Origin of the sequence: Nonomuraea sp. NPDC049709 (genome assembly GCF_040674815.1) — a bacterium.
GTDB lineage: Bacteria > Actinomycetota > Actinomycetes > Streptosporangiales > Streptosporangiaceae > Nonomuraea.
The window spans coordinates 127,081-142,711 of sequence record NZ_JBFANM010000007.1 but is presented as its reverse complement, the minus strand read 5'-3'; the positions used below and the strand labels follow the sequence as shown (position 1 = coordinate 142,711).

General features: G+C 71.8%; 16 protein-coding genes and 1 tRNA gene. 10 read left to right on the top strand and 7 right to left on the bottom strand.

Annotated elements, in window-relative coordinates; translation table 11 throughout:
- The first annotated feature begins 27 nt into the window (after window positions 1–27).
- The 3 genes from gcvT to AB0J69_RS09125 are packed head-to-tail and all read left to right on the top strand — an operon-like array spanning window position 28 to window position 2,937.
- The gene (gene gcvT, locus AB0J69_RS09135; protein ID WP_364114569.1) at window positions 28–1,113 is read left to right on the top strand and encodes a glycine cleavage system aminomethyltransferase GcvT; all 1,086 of its coding nucleotides are present in this window, start codon (window positions 28–30) and stop codon (window positions 1,111–1,113) included.
- Complete coding sequence (gene gcvH, locus AB0J69_RS09130; RefSeq protein WP_364114567.1) at window positions 1,110–1,502, top strand: glycine cleavage system protein GcvH; 393 nt, start codon at window positions 1,110–1,112, stop codon at window positions 1,500–1,502. The genes gcvT and gcvH overlap by 4 nt, the downstream gene beginning before the upstream one ends.
- Before the next feature lie 58 nt (window positions 1,503–1,560).
- Complete coding sequence (locus AB0J69_RS09125; protein WP_364114565.1) at window positions 1,561–2,937, top strand: L-serine ammonia-lyase; 1,377 nt, start codon at window positions 1,561–1,563, stop codon at window positions 2,935–2,937.
- Here the strand turns inward: AB0J69_RS09125 and AB0J69_RS09120 are convergent.
- Both AB0J69_RS09120 and AB0J69_RS09115 read right to left on the bottom strand, forming a co-directional pair.
- Window positions 2,918–3,436: a hypothetical protein gene (locus AB0J69_RS09120; protein WP_364114563.1), complete on the bottom strand. Its 519-nt coding sequence runs from the start codon at window positions 3,434–3,436 to the stop codon at window positions 2,918–2,920. The two genes, AB0J69_RS09125 and AB0J69_RS09120, sit on opposite strands and share 20 nt — an antisense overlap.
- Window positions 3,433–4,032: a DUF6286 domain-containing protein gene (locus AB0J69_RS09115; protein WP_364114561.1), complete on the bottom strand. Its 600-nt coding sequence runs from the start codon at window positions 4,030–4,032 to the stop codon at window positions 3,433–3,435. The genes AB0J69_RS09120 and AB0J69_RS09115 overlap by 4 nt, the downstream gene beginning before the upstream one ends.
- Window positions 4,033–4,169: 137 nt before the next feature.
- Between AB0J69_RS09115 and AB0J69_RS09110 the strand changes: the two genes are divergently transcribed.
- Window positions 4,170–5,363: an amino acid deaminase/aldolase gene (locus AB0J69_RS09110; protein ID WP_364114559.1), complete on the top strand. Its 1,194-nt coding sequence runs from the start codon at window positions 4,170–4,172 to the stop codon at window positions 5,361–5,363.
- 10 nt (window positions 5,364–5,373) lie between these two features.
- Here the strand turns inward: AB0J69_RS09110 and AB0J69_RS09105 are convergent, their stop codons facing one another.
- Entirely contained in the window at window positions 5,374–5,706 is a 333-nt protein-coding gene (locus tag AB0J69_RS09105) for a DUF3618 domain-containing protein (RefSeq protein WP_364114557.1), read from the bottom strand.
- A gap of 135 nt (window positions 5,707–5,841) precedes the next feature.
- Between AB0J69_RS09105 and bcp the strand changes: the two genes are divergently transcribed.
- Together bcp and AB0J69_RS09095 are read left to right on the top strand one after the other, a co-directional pair.
- Complete coding sequence (gene bcp / locus AB0J69_RS09100) at window positions 5,842–6,315, top strand: thioredoxin-dependent thiol peroxidase (protein ID WP_364114555.1); 474 nt, start codon at window positions 5,842–5,844, stop codon at window positions 6,313–6,315.
- Between the two features lie 135 nt (window positions 6,316–6,450).
- Window positions 6,451–6,533: transfer RNA gene (locus tag AB0J69_RS09095), tRNA-Leu, on the top strand.
- 121 nt (window positions 6,534–6,654) lie between these two features.
- Here the strand turns inward: AB0J69_RS09095 and AB0J69_RS09090 are convergent.
- Window positions 6,655–7,185 carry a hypothetical protein gene (locus tag AB0J69_RS09090; protein ID WP_364114553.1) on the bottom strand — a complete coding sequence of 177 codons (531 nt, stop codon included), beginning with the start codon at window positions 7,183–7,185 and terminating at the stop codon, window positions 6,655–6,657.
- A gap of 164 nt (window positions 7,186–7,349) precedes the next feature.
- Here AB0J69_RS09090 and AB0J69_RS09085 point away from each other — a divergent pair, with 164 nt between their 5' ends.
- The 4 genes from AB0J69_RS09085 to AB0J69_RS09070 all read left to right on the top strand — a co-directional run bounded on the left by AB0J69_RS09085 (window position 7,350) and on the right by AB0J69_RS09070 (window position 12,528).
- Window positions 7,350–8,522, top strand: a complete 1,173-nt coding sequence (locus tag AB0J69_RS09085; RefSeq protein WP_364114551.1) for a histidine kinase — start codon at window positions 7,350–7,352, stop codon at window positions 8,520–8,522.
- Window positions 8,519–9,175: a response regulator transcription factor gene (locus AB0J69_RS09080; RefSeq protein ID WP_364114549.1), complete on the top strand. Its 657-nt coding sequence runs from the start codon at window positions 8,519–8,521 to the stop codon at window positions 9,173–9,175. The genes AB0J69_RS09085 and AB0J69_RS09080 overlap by 4 nt, the downstream gene beginning before the upstream one ends.
- A gap of 109 nt (window positions 9,176–9,284) precedes the next feature.
- Entirely contained in the window at window positions 9,285–10,037 is a 753-nt protein-coding gene (locus tag AB0J69_RS09075) for an ABC transporter ATP-binding protein (protein ID WP_364114547.1), read from the top strand.
- Between the two features lies 1 nt (window position 10,038).
- Window positions 10,039–12,528, top strand: coding sequence for an FtsX-like permease family protein (locus AB0J69_RS09070; RefSeq protein ID WP_364114545.1), 2,490 nt, complete (start codon window positions 10,039–10,041; stop codon window positions 12,526–12,528).
- A 174-nt stretch (window positions 12,529–12,702) separates the two neighbouring features.
- On the opposite strand, the gene AB0J69_RS09065 is transcribed toward AB0J69_RS09070, so the two are convergent.
- The 3 genes from AB0J69_RS09065 to AB0J69_RS09055 form a co-directional block, all read right to left on the bottom strand.
- Window positions 12,703–12,972, bottom strand: a complete 270-nt coding sequence (locus tag AB0J69_RS09065) for a hypothetical protein (RefSeq protein ID WP_364114543.1) — start codon at window positions 12,970–12,972, stop codon at window positions 12,703–12,705.
- A complete protein-coding gene (locus tag AB0J69_RS09060) occupies window positions 12,969–13,799 on the bottom strand; it encodes a toxin glutamine deamidase domain-containing protein (RefSeq protein ID WP_364114541.1) in 831 nt (276 codons plus the stop codon). The genes AB0J69_RS09065 and AB0J69_RS09060 overlap by 4 nt, the downstream gene beginning before the upstream one ends.
- Before the next feature lie 118 nt (window positions 13,800–13,917).
- On the bottom strand, window positions 13,918–15,570 hold the full coding sequence (locus AB0J69_RS09055) for a molybdopterin-dependent oxidoreductase (RefSeq protein ID WP_364114732.1): 1,653 nt from the start codon (window positions 15,568–15,570) through the stop codon (window positions 13,918–13,920).
- Between the last annotated feature and the right edge of the window lie 61 nt (window positions 15,571–15,631).

Below are 15,631 nucleotides of genomic sequence, written 5' to 3'. Positions count from 1 at the left end.
ATCCAATCCTGTCCTGAGGTGCGACAAATGTCCCGACCGACACCGCTACGAGACGTTCACGAGAGCCTCGGCGCCACGCTCACCGACTTCGCCGGGTGGCTCATGCCGCTCCGGTACGGCAGCGAGTCCGCGGAGCACAAGGCCGTCCGCGAGGCGGCCGGGCTGTTCGACCTCTCGCACATGGGCGAGATCTTCCTGACCGGGCCGCAGGCGGGGCAGGCGCTGGACTACGCGCTGGTCGGCCACCTGTCGGCGCTGGCTCCCGGCCGGGCCAGGTACACCATGATCGTGAACGAGCGCGGCGGGGTGCTCGACGACCTCATCGTCTACCGGCTCGGGGACGAGGAGTTCATGGTCGTGGCCAACGCCTCGAACTATGAAAAAGTCGGCAATGAGCTGAAGAATCGTACAAAGACGTACGACGTGGTGGTCGAGGATCGCTCGGACCAGTACGCGCTGATCGCCGTCCAGGGGCCCCGCTCCCAGGAGATCCTCGCCACGCTCACCGACGCCGACCTCGACGGGCTCAAGTACTACGCGGGCCTGCCGGGCCTGGTGGACGGCCGGCAGGCGCTCATCGCCCGTACCGGCTACACCGGCGAGGACGGATTCGAGCTGTTCGTGGCCAACCAGGACGCGGTCCCGCTGTGGCACGCCCTCATGGCGGCCGGCGAGCCGCACGGGCTGCGGCCGGCGGGCCTGTCCAGCCGCGACACGCTCAGGCTCGAGGCCGGCATGCCGCTGTACGGGAACGAACTGGGCGAGCAGCTCACTCCGTTCGACGCGGGGCTGGGCAGGGTGGTGAAATTCGACAAGCCGGGCGACTTCGTCGGCAGGTCGGCGCTCGAGGCGGTCAAGGACGACCCGCCCCGGCGCCGGCTCGTCGGCCTGGTCGCGCGGGGCCGCCGGGTGCCGCGCCATGGCTACCCGGTAACCGAGAACGGCGTCGTCGTCGGCGAGGTCACCAGTGGTGCGCCTTCCCAGACTCTGGGAAAGCCCATCGCGATGGCTTATGTGGACACCGGCGCCGGATCAGGCCTGGCTGTGGACATCCGGGGCAGCCATGAACCTATGGACCTGGTTGAGCTGCCCTTTTACAGGAGGAACAAGTGAGCAACATCCCTGACGACCTGAGCTACACCAAGGAGCACGAGTGGGTGGCCGGCCTCGACGACGGCCTCACCGTGACCGTCGGCATCACGGCCTTCGCCGCCGAATCCCTTGGTGACGTCGTCTTCGTGCAGCTCCCCGAGGTCGGTGCGAGCGTCGAGCAGGGCGACTCCGTCGGCGAGGTGGAGTCCACCAAGTCGGTGAACGAGATCTACAGCCCGGTCGGGGGCGAGATCGTCGAGGTCAACCAGTCCATCGTGGACGACCCGAGCCTGGCCAACAGCGACCCGTACGGCGAGGGCTGGATGTTCCGGGTGCGCATGGAAGGCGACCCCGAGGACCTGCTCTCCGCCCAGGAGTACACGGCGCTGACCTCGGGCACCGAGTCCTGACCCATTCGCCGGGGCCCGCTAGTTCCGGGCCCCGGCCCTTCAGGAAGGGCGCACATCAATGGCGATCAGCGTCTTCGACCTCTTCAAGATAGGCATCGGCCCGTCGAGCTCCCACACGGGCGGCCCGATGGCGGCGGCCCACAAGTTCGCCCGCGGGCTCCACCAGGACGGCCTGCTCGACCAGGTGGCGCGCGTGGAGGCCATCCTGTACGGCTCGCTCGGCCTGACCGGCAAGGGCCACGGCAGCGACAAGGCGGTCCTGCTCGGCCTGTCCGGCGAGAAGCCCGAGCTGGTGGACGTCGACACCGTGGACGCCCGCATCGCCGAGATGCGCGAGTCCGGCACGGTCAAGCTGTTCGGCACGCACGAGATCCCGTTCGTCGTGGGCGAGCACCTCGTCTTCGAACGCAAGATCTCGCTGCCCGAACACCCGAACGGCATGCGTTTCACCGCCTACTCCGCCTCCGGCGAGCGGCTCAGGGAGAAGGTCTACTTCTCGGTCGGCGGCGGCTTCGTCGTGGACGAGAAGGCCACCGGCGCCGACCGCATCAAGGCGGACGACACCGTGCTGCCCTACCCCTTCACCACCGGCGAGGAGCTGCTCAAGCACTGCTCGAACACGGGCCTGTCGATCTCCGCCGTCATGCTGGAGAACGAGCGGGCGTTCGGGCGTACCGAGGAGGAGATCAGGCAGGGCCTGCTGAACCTCTGGCGGGTCATGTCCGACTGCGTACGCCGCGGCATCTCCAAGGAGGGCGTCCTGCCCGGCGGGCTCAAGGTCAAGCGCCGCGCCAACCAGCTCCACCGCCGCCTGCAGTCGGAGTCGGCCGAGAAGGACCCCTTGCAGGCGATGGACTGGATCACGCTGTTCGCGCTGGCGGTCAACGAGGAGAACGCCGCCGGCGGCCGCATCGTCACCGCCCCCACCAACGGCGCCGCCGGCATCATCCCGGCCGTCCTGACCTACTACACCCGCTTCGTCCCGCACGCCGACGACGAGGGCGTGGTCCGCTTCCTCCTGACGGCCGGCGCGATCGGCGTGCTGTTCAAGGAGAACGCCTCGATCTCGGGTGCTGAGGTGGGCTGCCAGGGCGAGGTCGGCTCGGCCTGCTCGATGGCCTCGGCCGGGCTCACGGAGGTCCTCGGGGGCACGCCCGAGCAGGTGGAGAACGCGGCCGAGATCGGCATCGAGCACAACCTGGGCCTGACCTGCGACCCGATCGGCGGTCTGGTCCAGATCCCGTGCATCGAGCGCAACGCGGTCGCCTCCAACAAGGCCATCACGGCGGCCCGCATCGCGCTGCGCGGCGACGGCCGCCACTACGTGGCACTCGACAAGGCGATCAAGACGATGCGGGACACCGGCCGCGACATGCTCGACAAGTACAAGGAGACCTCGCGCGGCGGCCTGGCCGTCAACGTGATCGAGTGCTGACCGGGCGCCGCACGTGGAGCCGGACGACGGCCGGGCATTCGTCGTCCCTGATCTCGCGCCGGATCCGGCCCACGATGTCCTGATCCAGCTTGCCCACCACCGCCCCCACGTCCGCCGCCGCCGGGCAGGTCAGGCCGATGCGCAGGCCGTCCTCCGCGACCCGCACGCCTGTCCTGCTCAGCCCGTCCACGCCCTTGAGCCCGACGAACAGCATCGCCGTGCCCGTGCCGTTGTGCGTGCCCCGGCGCCCCCAGCCCAGGCAGAGCAGCAGCCAGCGCAGCGAGACCAGGGCCAGCAGCAGCAGGCCCAGCGCGAGCAGCCACAGGGGCCAGGGCTCCTCCGCCAGCGCCCTGTGGGTCTGGGCGGGCAGGACCTTGGCGTTCGGCGGCAGGTCGAGGAAGCGGTCCTCGCCGCGCAGCCACGCGTACGTCCCGAGGCCCAGCAGCGTCGTGCCCACGACGGCCAGGCCCACGCGGTTGCCGGCGTACTGGCGCATCACGCGGCCCTCCTGCGCAGGCGGACCACGACCTCGCCCGTGCCCAGCGTGCCCACGCCCGCCAGGCGGTCGCCCACGGCGGTCCCGACCTGCCTGAGCATCTGGCCGGAGCTCTCCGCGCCCGTCATCACGGTGACCTCGATGGTGCGCCTGCGCAGCCGTACGCGGGCCTTGTCCACGCCCGCCACCTGCTGCGCCGCCGCGCACAACGTGCGGCGCAGGCCCGAGCGGGTGATGCCGATGACGATCAGCGGGTCGGACGTCTCGACCGGCACCATGCCGGAGCGGCCCGGGACGATCGCCAGCAGCACCATCAGCGCGCCCGCCCCCGCCACGACCAGGGCCCCGGTGGCGAGCTCCGGCCAGGTGCTCCGGCCCGCGAGGTCCACCACCTCGTTCACGGGCACCCAGCCGAGCGGCGCGCCGAGCAGCCCCGACACCACCTCGGCCGCGGTAGCCCCCAGCCCGGCTGCCAGCGTGAGCGCGACCAGAGCTCCCGGGAGGGTACGCGCCGGCCTGAGCACCCTGCTCGCCCTGCGCAGCCCGGCGTGCCTAGGGGCGGCGACGGCGCCGGGCAGTATCTGCTGAAGCGTGGTCATCACAACGACAGACGTACATGGGTCCCGCATGGCCTGAACCGCGCCCTCGCCGCCGATTTGCCCGATCATTACGGGGACCACGGTTAACGCGAACAAGTCTCATATTCATTTGCCCCATATGCGGTTACGCTGCCGGTATGGATGACCGCCAGCGCTACGACCGCGCCACAGCGGCCCTCGAACCGCCGTTCGCCATCCTCGACCTGGCAGCCATGCGGGCCAACGCGGCCGACCTCGTACGCCGGGCGGCGGGCAAGCCGATCCGGGTCGCCAGCAAGTCCGTACGCAGCCGCCCCCTCCTCGAACGCATCCTGGCCATGGACGGCTTCCGCGGCGTCATGGCCTTCACCCTGCCCGAGGCCCTCTGGCTGGCCGCGCACGGCTTCACCGACATCCTGGTCGCCTACCCCACGGCCGACCGGCACGCGCTCGCCGCCCTGGCCGGGGACCCGGGCGCGGCCCGGGAGATCACCGTGATCGTCGACTCCCCCGCCCATCTCGACTTCATCGAGGCCGCCGTGGCCGCGGTCCACCCGCGCGCCGAGATCCGGATCTGCATCGACATCGACGCCGGATATGTCGCTCTCGGCGGGCGATTCAGGGCGGGCGCGCTCCGCTCCCCCATCCGCGAGCCCGGCCAGGCCGCAGACCTGGCCGGCGTCGTCGCCAAGCGGCCGGGGTTCCGGCTGGCGGGGCTGATGGCGTACGAGTCGCAGATCGCCGGGGTCGGCGACGACCCGCCCGCGGGCCCCGCCTACGCCCGCCTCATCAGGGCCATGCAGACCCGCTCGGCCAGGGATCTCATCCTCCGGCGCGGCCGCATCGTGAACGCGGTGCGGCAGATCGCCGACCTCGAGTTCGTCAACGGCGGCGGCACCGGCTCGGTCGAGCGCACCACGCGCGAGAAGGCCGTCACGGAGGTGGCGGCGGGCTCCGGCTTCTTCCACCCCAGGCTGTTCGACTTCTACCGCGGCTTCACCGGCCACCCGGCGGCCCTGTTCGCGCTCCCGGTGGTGCGCCGCCCGGCCCCGGACACGGTGACCGTGCTCGGCGGTGGCTATCTGGCCTCCGGCGCCCCCGGGCCGAGCCGCCTGCCCCAGCCGTACCTGCCCGCCGGCCTGCGCTACGCGCGCGACGAGGGCGCGGGCGAGGTGCAGACCCCGCTGCTCGGCCAGGCCGCCGAGGATCTGCGGATCGGCGACCGGGTGTGGTTCAGGCACGCCAAGGCGGGCGAGATGTGCGAGCGCTTCGACGCGCTGCATCTCGTCGACGGCGACACCCTGGTGGAGTCGGTGCCGACCTACCGGGGTGAGGGCCGCACGTTCCTGTGAGGCGGCCGGCTCAGAGGCGGCGTCGCCGGCGCCGCCACAACACGATGGCCGCCCCCACGACCAGCACCGCCCCGACCCCGATCAGCACCGGCCCCAGATCCGGCCGCTCTTCCTCCCACACCCGATCGGGATCGTCAGCGTATTCGACCGGCCTCGGCGTCACCCCGAGGGCATCCCCCACGGATGCCACGAAGTGCCCGGCCCGGCTCTTGACGTCGGCCACCGTACGCTCGGCGACCCGCTTGGGGCTCACCCGATCGGCAATGGCGTCGACCGTCTGCGCCAACTCCGCGCGCGTCCGCGCGATCCGCCGCTCCAGCTCGTCGGGATCGGTGTCAGCCATGGCTCTCCTTTCGACCGTACGCGTGCCCCGCGGCGGGCCCCGTCCGTTCTGGTCGTGATCAGTCTGTCAGGTCGGCACGCCGTACGGCACGGCGGCCAGGCCGGTAGGTTGGCGGGAAGAACTCAGGAGGGCCCATTGACCGAAACCAAGCTCGCGCCCGGCGACGCCGCGCCCGAGTTCACGCTACCCACCGCCGACGGCGGCACCGTCTCCCTCGATGCGCACCGAGGCAAGCGGGTGATCCTTTATTTCTACCCCGCCGCGATGACTCCCGGGTGCACCAAGCAGGCGTGCGATTTCCGCGACAACCTGAGCCTGCTCACCGCCGAGGGATTCGTCGTCCTCGGCGTGTCGAAGGACAAGCCGGAGAAGCTGGCCAAGTTCGCCGAGCGCGACGCGCTGACCTTCCCGCTGCTGTCCGACCCCGACCTGGCCGTCCACCAGGCCTACGGCGCCTACGGCACGAAGAAGCTGTACGGCAAGGAGGTCGTGGGCGTCATCCGCTCGACCTTCGTCATCGACGGCGACGGGAAAGTGGAGCAGGCCCTCTACAACGTGAAGGCGACGGGCCACGTGGCCTCGCTCAAGAAGAAGCTCGGCCTGTCCTGACCCGGCGGCCGCGGGCCCTCCCCTTGCCGGAGGGCCCGAATTGCCTTCCGGACGGGAGCCCCCTCATCATCGTGGATGCCCCCTGCTCCCATTCGGAGCGCTAAACTGTCTCAAGCCCGCTGCGGCGGGGATTGCGCGGGCGTGGCGAAATGGCATACGCGGCAGGTTTAGGTCCTGTTGGTGGCAACACTGTGGGGGTTCGAGTCCCCCCGCCCGCACACCTGTCCACGGCTCGGCCACTGTTTTCGCCCGGCAAATGTCAACGGCCGCGGGATCCGCTTTCGGCACGATTTCCCGCCGACAACTCCGCCAATTCGCGGATCCCCATCACGGTAATCCCTAGCCGGTCCTGACCGGCCTCGGGGCCACGTTCTCGCCATCTGGAGCGTCAGGGGCATCAGGGGCCGGAGCCGGGAACACCCTGTCGGGCGGCGGCACGACGCAATAGAGGTCCTCTTCGCTCTCGTAGCAGCCCGATTCCAGCCTCCCCGGCATCATGAAGTCGCGGTGCGCGGGATGGTCGGGCCGCATCCACACGCCGTACCGGCCGTGGTCGTCGTGATCGTCGCTGAAGGCGGCCACCCCGAGGCCGCCGAGCAGGCCGCCGAAGACGAGGCCGATCAGGCCGGCGCCGATGATCTGGCGCCGCTTGCGGCGGGCGAAGTCACTGAAGGATTCGCGCTCCCAGCCGGCTGGATCGGGCACGGTGGGCGGGATGTACGCGTATGCGCGGTCCGCCTGCTCCCCGTACTTCAGCTGGCCCGGCTCCTCGCCCGGCGAGCGCAGCTCCTGGGTCGGCTCGGTGGGACTCGGGTCGCGCGGCGCTTCCTCTTCGCCGCGCGACCCGGCGTCGCGATCATGATCCGCCATCACGATCTCCCTTTACTCGCCCCGCAGGGGGCGCTCCCGGTGACGAGAATGCCAAAGCCAGCGTAAGCCCCGCGTAAGCACCAGGCCATGTAAGACCTGGGTCGTACTCGTACTTCAGCCTCCAGACGGACCAATGTCCCGGCGGCCCTACATATCGTGATGATGTGTTCGGCAGTGTACGGGCGTGGTCCAGGCGCCATGAGAAGCTGGCGGGCGCCCTGCGGGTGACCCCCCTGGCGGCGCTCTGCGCCATCCTGGCGGTGCCGTACGGCGCGAGTACCCCGCCGGACGACGGCGCCTACCTCGGTGTGGGCCTCTACCTGGCCCTGTCGGCGGCGCTGCTGGTGCCGCTGGTGTGGCGCGACCGGCCGATCGCCTCGTTCGCCGTCGTCGCGCTGATCAGCTTCGGGCAGTGGCTGGCGGGGGTCAATCCGCTGCCCGCCAACCTCGCGGTGCTGGTCGCGCTCTGGGCGGTGGCCTACCGGTGCTCGTTCCGCTGGGCGCTGGCGGCGGGGCTGGTGGCGGAGCTGGGCATGTCCATGGCGCTGGTCAACTGGTACGACCCGACGTTCGGCGTGTTCTTCAGCGGCTCGATCTTCGTGGTGACGATCTGGCTGACCGGCCTGTACGCCAGCACGCGCAGGCGCTACCTGGAGGGCCTGGAGGAGCGCGCCGAGCGGGCCGAGCGCGAGCGCGACCAGCAGGCCAGGATGGCGGCCGCGGCCGAGCGGGCCAGGATCGCCCGGGAGCTGCACGACGTGGTGGCCCACAACGTCAGCGTGATGGTGGTGCAGGCCGACGGCGCCGGCTACGCCATGGACAGCGACATCGAGCAGGCCCGCCTGGCCGTCAGGAACATCTCCAAGACCGGCCGCGCCGCGCTCGCCGAGATGCGCCGGCTGGTGGGCGTCCTGCGCGAGAACGAGGCCGCGGGCACCGACTACACCCCGCAGCCGGGGCTGGGCCAGCTGGAGGAGCTCGTACGCGGCTCGACCGTGCCCGCCCGGCTGCAGATCGACGGCGTGCCCGCCGACCTGCCCGAGGGCCAGCAGCTCGCGGTCTACCGCATCGTCCAGGAGGCTCTGACGAACGCGCTCAAGCACGGCGGCCCCGATGTCCGGGCCACCGTCGAGATCGACTACAGCGGCCCCGACCTGGTCGTACGCGTGACCGACGACGGCCGGGGCGCGGCCGCCCCCAGGAGCCCCGACGGCCACGGCCTGATCGGCATGCGCGAGCGGGCCGGCATGTACGGCGGCGCCGTGTCGGCGGGCCCCCTGGGGGGCGGCGGCTTCGAGGTGCTGGCCAGATTGCCCATCACCAAGGAGGCGGCGTGATTCGCGTGATGCTGGTCGACGACCAGGAGTTGTTGCGGACCGGCTTCAGGATGGTGCTGGCGGCCCAGCCGGACATCGAGGTGGTGGCGGAGGCCGCCGACGGCGCCGCGGCCCTGGAGATGCTGAAGACCACCCAGGTCGACGTCGTGCTGATGGACGTGCGCATGCCCACGATGGACGGCGTGGAGGCCACCAGGCGCATCGAGGGCCCGAAGGTGCTCATCCTGACCACGTTCGACCTGGACGAGTACGCCTTCTCGGCGGTCAAGGCGGGCGCGGCCGGGTTCCTGCTCAAGGACGTGCCCCCGGCCGACCTGGTCACCGCGATCAGGGTCGTGCACGCGGGCGAGTCCGTGGTGTCGCCCAGCACGCTGCGGCGGATGCTGGACCGGTTCGCCGCGCAGCTGCCCACCGACGGGCCCCTGGCGGCGGCCGCGGGCGAGCTGACGCCGCGCGAGCGCGAGGTGCTGCTCATGGTGGCGCGCGGCCTGTCCAACATGGAGATCGCGGGCCGCCTGGAGGTGGCGGAGGCGACGGTGAAGACACATCTGGGCCGGGTGCTGGCCAAGCTGGGGCTGCGGGACCGGGCGCAGGTGGTGGTGTACGCGTACGAGGCCGGGCTGATCGTGCCCTCCCATCGACCGAAAGTCTGACCGGGGTCATCTGCCGGCGCACACGAAGTCCCTCCTCAAGGCCCATGGATCAGCAGATTTCCACTCCTAGCGTTGGTCGCGTTGAAAGAAACACGACGTAGGAGTGAACGTGACGCTCACCGAGACCCGGCGCCAAGCCCCGCCCGCGGCGGTGGCCACCGATCTGACCAAGGTGTACGGGCAGGGCGACGCCCAGGTCCACGCCCTGCGTGGCGTGACCGTGTCCTTCGCCACCGGGGCGTTCACCGCCATCATGGGCCCGTCGGGCTCCGGCAAGTCGACCCTGATGCACTGCCTGGCCGGCCTCGACGCCGCCACGTCGGGCACCGTGCACATCGGCGACGTGGAGCTGACCGGGCTGAACGACCGGCAGCTCACGATGCTGCGCCGGGAGCGGATCGGGTTCGTCTTCCAGGCGTTCAACCTGCTGCCCACGCTGACCGCCGAGCAGAACATCCGCCTGCCGCTGGACATCTCCGCCCGCCAGGCCGACCAGCCGCTGTTCGACCGGGTCATCGACACGGTCGGGCTGCGGGACCGGCTCGCGCACCGGCCGTCTGAGCTGTCCGGCGGCCAGCAGCAGCGCGTGGCCGTGGCCAGGGCGCTCATCAGCAAGCCCCAGGTGATCTTCGCCGACGAGCCCACGGGCAACCTGGACTCGCGCAGCGGCGCCGAGGTCCTGTCGTTCCTGCGCACCTCCGTGCGCGAGCTGGGCCAGACCATCGTCATGGTCACGCACGACCCGGTGGCGGCCTCGTACGCCGACCGCGTGGTGTTCCTGCGGGACGGCGAGCTGGTCACCGAGCTCACCGCGCCGACGCCGCAGTCCGTGCTGGACACCCTCGTCCGGCTGGAGGCCTGAGGTGCTGAAGACCGCGCTGGCCGGGCTGCGCGCGCACCGGCTGAGGCTGATGCTCACGTCACTGGCGATCATGCTGGGCGTGGGCTTCATCGCGGGCACGTTCGTGCTGAACGACACCGTCGAGGCCGGCTTCGCCCAGCGGGTGACCGCCGACGCGGGCAAGGTCGACGTGGCCGTGCTGCCCAAGGACTCCGACGACGTGCTGCCCGAGGAGGTGCTGGAGCGCATCCGGGCGCTGCCGGGCGTGACCGAGGCGCAGGGCCTGGTCCGCGGCAGCACGCCCGTGCTCGGCAGGAACGGCAAGACCGCCGGCAACGCCCCCACCACGGCGCTGTCGATCATCACGGGCCCGCTCGACCGAACCGACGTCGTCTCCGGCACCGGCCCGGGCACCGACGACCAGGCGGCCGTGCTGGACGAGAACACCGCCGAGGCCCAGGGCTTCCGGCTCGGCGACACGATCACCGTGCTGGACGGCGAGCAGGCCGAGCACCGCTTCCGGCTCGTCGGCCTGATCGACACCGGCGTGGACCAGATGCTGGCCTACACCGGCGCGGTCGGCTTCACCCCGGCCACCGCGTGGCGGATGACCGGCGGGAAGGGGTACGCCGAGATCGACGTCGCGGGCTCGGCCCCCGGGCTGAAGCAGGCCGTCGCGGCGGCCGCCGGCGGCGCGTACACCGTCAAGACCGGGGACGAGCTGGCCGACGACCTGGCCGGCGCGGCCGGGGTGGAGACCCGCTCGTTCACGATGGGCCTGCTGATGTTCGGCATCGTGGCGATGATGGTGGCCGCGCTGGTCATCTACAACACCTTCAACATCCTCGTCGCCCAGCGCACGCGGGAGATGGCGCTGCTGCGGTGCATCGGGGCCACGCGCGGGCAGGTGTTCGGCTCGATCATGCTGGAGTCGGCCGCGGTGGGCCTGGTGACCTCCGGGCTCGGCCTGCTCGTCGGGTACGGCCTGGCCACGCTCACCCTGACGATCCTCGGCGCGTTGGACACCCCGCTGCACACGGACGCGGCGGTCACGCTCACCCCGGGCACGATCGCGATCGGCCTGGCCGTCGGCCTGGTGGTCACGGTGTGCGCGGCCCTGCTGCCGGCCAGGTCGGCCACCCGCGTGCCGCCGATCGCGGCCCTGCGCAGCCAGGCCGAGGAGCAGACGTTCCGCGCCGGTCTGGTACGCGCCGGGTTCGCCGCCCTCTTCCTGGTCGCGGGCCTGGCCACGACCGGCGTCGGCGCCTTCGTCCTCACGCCCGGCCAGGAGGTCTCGCTCTTCGTCGTCATGGGCGGGGGCGCGCTGACCTTCCTGGCGGTGCTCATCCTGGGCCCCGTGCTGGTCAGGCCGCTGAGCGCGCTGGTGGGCTGGATCCCGCGCAGGCTGTTCGGGGTGCCGGGGCGCCTGGCGGTGGACAACTCCGGACGCAACCCGAGGCGGGCCGCGACCACCACGGTCGCGCTGACGATCGGGGTGACACTGATGACGCTGATCTCGGTCGTCACCGCGTCCACCAGGCTGACGCTGACGGCCCAGTTGGACGAGCAGTTCCCGATCGACTACCTGCTGGCCGGCCAGGAGCGCGACTCCATCATCCCCAGGTCCGTGGCCGAGGAGCTGCGCGGCAGGCCGGAGCTGACCTCGGTGGCGCAGATCCGCGAGGTCAAGGCCGCGGTCGCGGGCAAGCGCCTCGACGTGGGCACGTTCAGCGGGCCCATCGAGCCGTACGTGTCCTCGGGGTCCATGAAGGGCTTCGGCGCGGGCCAGGTGGCCCTGGACGACCTCACGGCCGAGGCGCTCGGCGCGCGGGTCGGCGACACGGTGACGCTCGACACGAAACGCGCGGGCACGGTCTCGCTGAAGGTGGTCGCGCTGCTCAACGGCTCCCAGTCGTCGCTGACTCCCGTCACGATCGCCGAGCAGCCGTTCGACGCCTACTTCGGCGCCGTGCCCGACTCCCGCGTCATGGTGAACGCCAAGGACGGCGTGGCGGCGGACCGGGCCCGCGCGGTGGTGGACGCCGCCGCCGCGCCCTACCCGACCGTGCAGGTGAGCAGCTCGACGGAGATACGCGGGCAGTTCGACGAGACCCTCGACATGATGCTCATGATCATCACTGGACTGCTGGGGCTGGCGATCCTCATCTCGCTGCTGGGCATCGCGAACACGCTGTCCCTGTCGGTGCACGAGCGGACCAGGGAGTCGGCCCTGCTGCGGGCCCTGGGCCTGACCCGGCCGCAGCTCCGCCGGATGTTGTCCGTCGAGGCGCTGATCCTCGGCCTGATCGGGGCGCTGGTGGGCGTCGTGCTGGGCCTCGTCTTCGGGTGGGCCGCGCTACGGGCGATGCTGGACGGGGCCCTCTTCTCGGCGCCGGTGCCGCAGATCGTGCTGTTCGTGGCGCTGTCGGGGCTGGCGGGCGTGCTGGCGGCGGTGCTCCCGGCCCGGCGCGCCGCGCGGGCCTCGATCGTGGACTCGCTCGCCACGGGTTGAGTCCTTGAGCCGTGGATTGAGTCGGGCAAAAGACCCGTAGTCGAATAAAACCGATAAACCCGGATAGAGGGTATGTGTGGGTCGGGCGTCATTACGGGGGCGGCGCCCGGCCCCTCTTGATCGCGCCGCAAGCCTGTCAGCCGGATTGTCAGCGGGGGTCGTCAGCGAGGGTCGTCAGCGAGGCGTGCGGCCCGGCCACAGCTCGGCCACGGTCTCCGGGTCGAGCAGCGGCCGGGCCACCACCTCGCCCGTCGCCCGGTCGATCACGACGCACCCGGCCCCGGCCGTCTCCGGCAGCCGGGCCGGATCGTCGGGATCCAGGTCCCGCACCCACGCCACGTAACCGCCGTCGAACGCGTACACACCCACCGGCACCGCCTCCTCCGGCGGCCGCACCCCGTTGTAGTACTCCTCGGCCAGCGCCCTGGCCTGCTCCATGTTCATCGCGGCCGCCCCTGGCGGTCGAGTATCGAGCAGAACACCCCGGTCACGGTCCGGTACGGCGGCTCGACCGACATGTGCCCGCGCTGGGCGTCGATCCAGATCACCTCGCCGTCGAAGTTGACCGCGTTCCAGGCGTGCGAACCTCCTCCCGGCCAGCGCACCACGATGACGGCGGCCGACCCGTGCCCGGCGTCGAGCAGCCGCCGCGCGATCATCGGGTAGGCGTGCCGGCCCTGGCCCGCGTACTGCAGGCGGTGCCCCATCCACCGCTCGATCCTGGCCACGCTGCCCCGCTCGCCGGTCAGCACCGGGCGGCCGATCGGGTCGTATTCGGGCAGCCTCGGGGCGGCCGTGGCGGGCTCGCCGTGCCAGGTGGACAGCACCGCCAGCGCGCAGTCGGCGGCGTTGGTGGCCCGGAAGGGGTCGTCGGCGGGGCCGCCGCCGTTCACCAGCCGCACCCAGGTGCCGCGCGGGTCGGGAAAGCGGGCGCCGGGCCGTAGCGCCTCCGCCAGGTCCCGCTCCACCTGCGGGTCCGGCTGCGCGAGCCCTCCCGGCACACCGTACGGGCGGCTGTCGGCGAGCCTGGGCGGCCGCCCGGGCAGGTCGAACCAGTCGCCGCCGTCCGGCAGCCCGCAGGCGGTCTCCCCGGCGGCGCTCCCGGCGGTGGCCGCCGCGCCGGTCTCAGCACCGGCTCCGGGAGCGGAGCCGTCCAGGGCGGGGTGGGCGGCCTGCTCGTAGTCCAGCCACCGCACCCCATCGGCCACCTCGGGGTTGTACTGTCCCTCCGGAAGGGCCCATCGGACACTCGGCTTGCGCTCGCGGAACACGGCCTGCCTCCTGTCATGCTCGACGACCGATCGTAGAGGGGCCGCCGTGACAACGAGGCGAACTCGGCGAATTTCCCCGCCCGAACTATCCCCCGTACCTGCGTAAACGTCCCAAACCTCAGCTCACTTTGACGGTGATGGCGTGCCATCCGGTCGCGCCGTCGGGCGCGGGCGGCGCGAGCTGGTCGGTCTGGGTGTACCCCGAGGCGTCGGTCGCCCGCACCTCGATCGTGTGCTCGCCGGGAGTCGCGGCCCAGTCGATCGACCACTGCCGCCAGGTGTCGGGCCCGGGCACCTCCGCCAGCTTGGCCTGCCGCCACTGCCCGCGGTCCACGCGCACCTCCACCGCGTCCACGCCGGTGTGCTGCGCCCACGCCACTCCGGCGATCGTGGTGCCGCCCGCCTTGAGCGAGTCGCCCGACTTGGGCACGTCGATGCGCGACTGCGTCTTGATCGGGCCCTTGGCCGACCAGCCACGCGGCGTCCAGTACGCCTCGTCCCGGTCGAACCTGGTCACCTTGATGTCCACCACCCACTTGGTGGCCGACACGTACCCGTACAGTCCCGGCACCACCTGCCGCACCGGGAAGCCGTGGTCGACGGGGAGCACCTCGCCGTTCATCGCGACCGCGAACAGCGCCTCCCGGCCGTCCATCACCACGTCCACCGGGGTGCCGCAGGTGAAGCCGTCGGCGGAGGTGGACAGCAGCATGTCGGCGTCGGACCGCAGCCCCGCGCGGCGCAGCACCTCGGACATGCGCACGCCCAGCCACCGGGCGTTGCCGACATAGGGGCCGCCGACCTCGTTGGAGACGCAGGCCAGCGTGACGTCGGCCTCGGTGAGCGGCATCTTCAGCAGGTCGGCGTACGTGAGCTCGACGGGGCGGTCGACCAGGCCGTGGATGCGCAGCTTCCAGTCGTTCGGGTCGACCTGGGGCACGACGAGCGCGGTGTCGACGCGGTAGAAGTCCCGGTTCGGCGTGACGAACGGCGACAGGCCGCGGATGCGCAGATCGGCGCCCGCCGGGAGGGGCTTGGCGGGAGTCGCCGGCCTGGGCAGGGCCACCCCGGTGCGCGCCGCGTCCACCGCCTGCCGCCCGCCGAGCTGCTGCCCGAGCACCCCCGCCGCCCCGGCGACCACCACACCGCCGACCGCCCCGGTCAGCAGCCGCCGCCGATCGAACGCGACCGGCTCACCCCCGGCCCGCATCACCGCCGGCCGCTCGGCACCGTCCCCCGCCTGCTCGCCGCCAGCCGAGGGAGCCCGATCGGCATCGACCGGGGAAACCGGGGCCGAGGCGGCAGAGGCGGAGGGCGTGTCCGGGGCAGGCCCGGCAGGTCGTCGCCCTCCCGCCCGGCGTACCAGCCAGGCGAGTGCCCAGACGCCGACGGCCACCCCCACCACGGTCGGCAACGCGTCCAGGGGCCCGGCGTCCGGCCGGGTGACCACTGCCAGCGCGCCGATCACCCCGAACGCCGCCAGCCCCGCGAAGCCGTAGGCGAGCCGTCGCCCGGCCAGCACCCCGATGAGAGCGGCGACCCCGGCGAGCACCACCAGCACGCCCCCCACGAGAACGGCCTTGTCGTTCTCGCCGAACGTCCTGATCGCGAAGTCCTTGACCGGGGCGGGCGTCAGATCGACGGTCGCATCGCCCACGGCCACCACGGGAAACGTCTCGGGCCCGACGAATCCGGCCACGAGCTGCGCGATCCCGAGGGCCACGCCTCCGGACACCAGTCCCGCCAAGGCGCCCGCCCAGGCGGGAGCCATCTCATTCCTCTGCACAGTCCGAAGGTACGTCCCCCCGCGCCACAGGGTTCTTACGCGGTGG

Excerpts from the sequence above, each read along its gene's own strand:
- AB0J69_RS09055 (WP_364114732.1), bottom strand. The coding sequence starts at position 15,570 with ATGGCTCCCGCCTGGGCGGGCGCCTTGGCGGGACTGGTGTCCGGAGGC.
- gcvT (WP_364114569.1), top strand. The coding sequence starts at position 28 with ATGTCCCGACCGACACCGCTACGAGACGTTCACGAGAGCCTCGGCGCC.
- AB0J69_RS09125 (WP_364114565.1), top strand. The coding sequence starts at position 1,561 with ATGGCGATCAGCGTCTTCGACCTCTTCAAGATAGGCATCGGCCCGTCG.
- AB0J69_RS09090 (WP_364114553.1), bottom strand. The coding sequence starts at position 7,185 with ATGGCGGATCATGATCGCGACGCCGGGTCGCGCGGCGAAGAGGAAGCG.
- AB0J69_RS09110 (WP_364114559.1), top strand. The coding sequence starts at position 4,170 with ATGGATGACCGCCAGCGCTACGACCGCGCCACAGCGGCCCTCGAACCG.
- AB0J69_RS09065 (WP_364114543.1), bottom strand. The coding sequence starts at position 12,972 with ATGAACATGGAGCAGGCCAGGGCGCTGGCCGAGGAGTACTACAACGGG.
- AB0J69_RS09115 (WP_364114561.1), bottom strand. The coding sequence starts at position 4,032 with ATGACCACGCTTCAGCAGATACTGCCCGGCGCCGTCGCCGCCCCTAGG.
- AB0J69_RS09105 (WP_364114557.1), bottom strand. The coding sequence starts at position 5,706 with ATGGCTGACACCGATCCCGACGAGCTGGAGCGGCGGATCGCGCGGACG.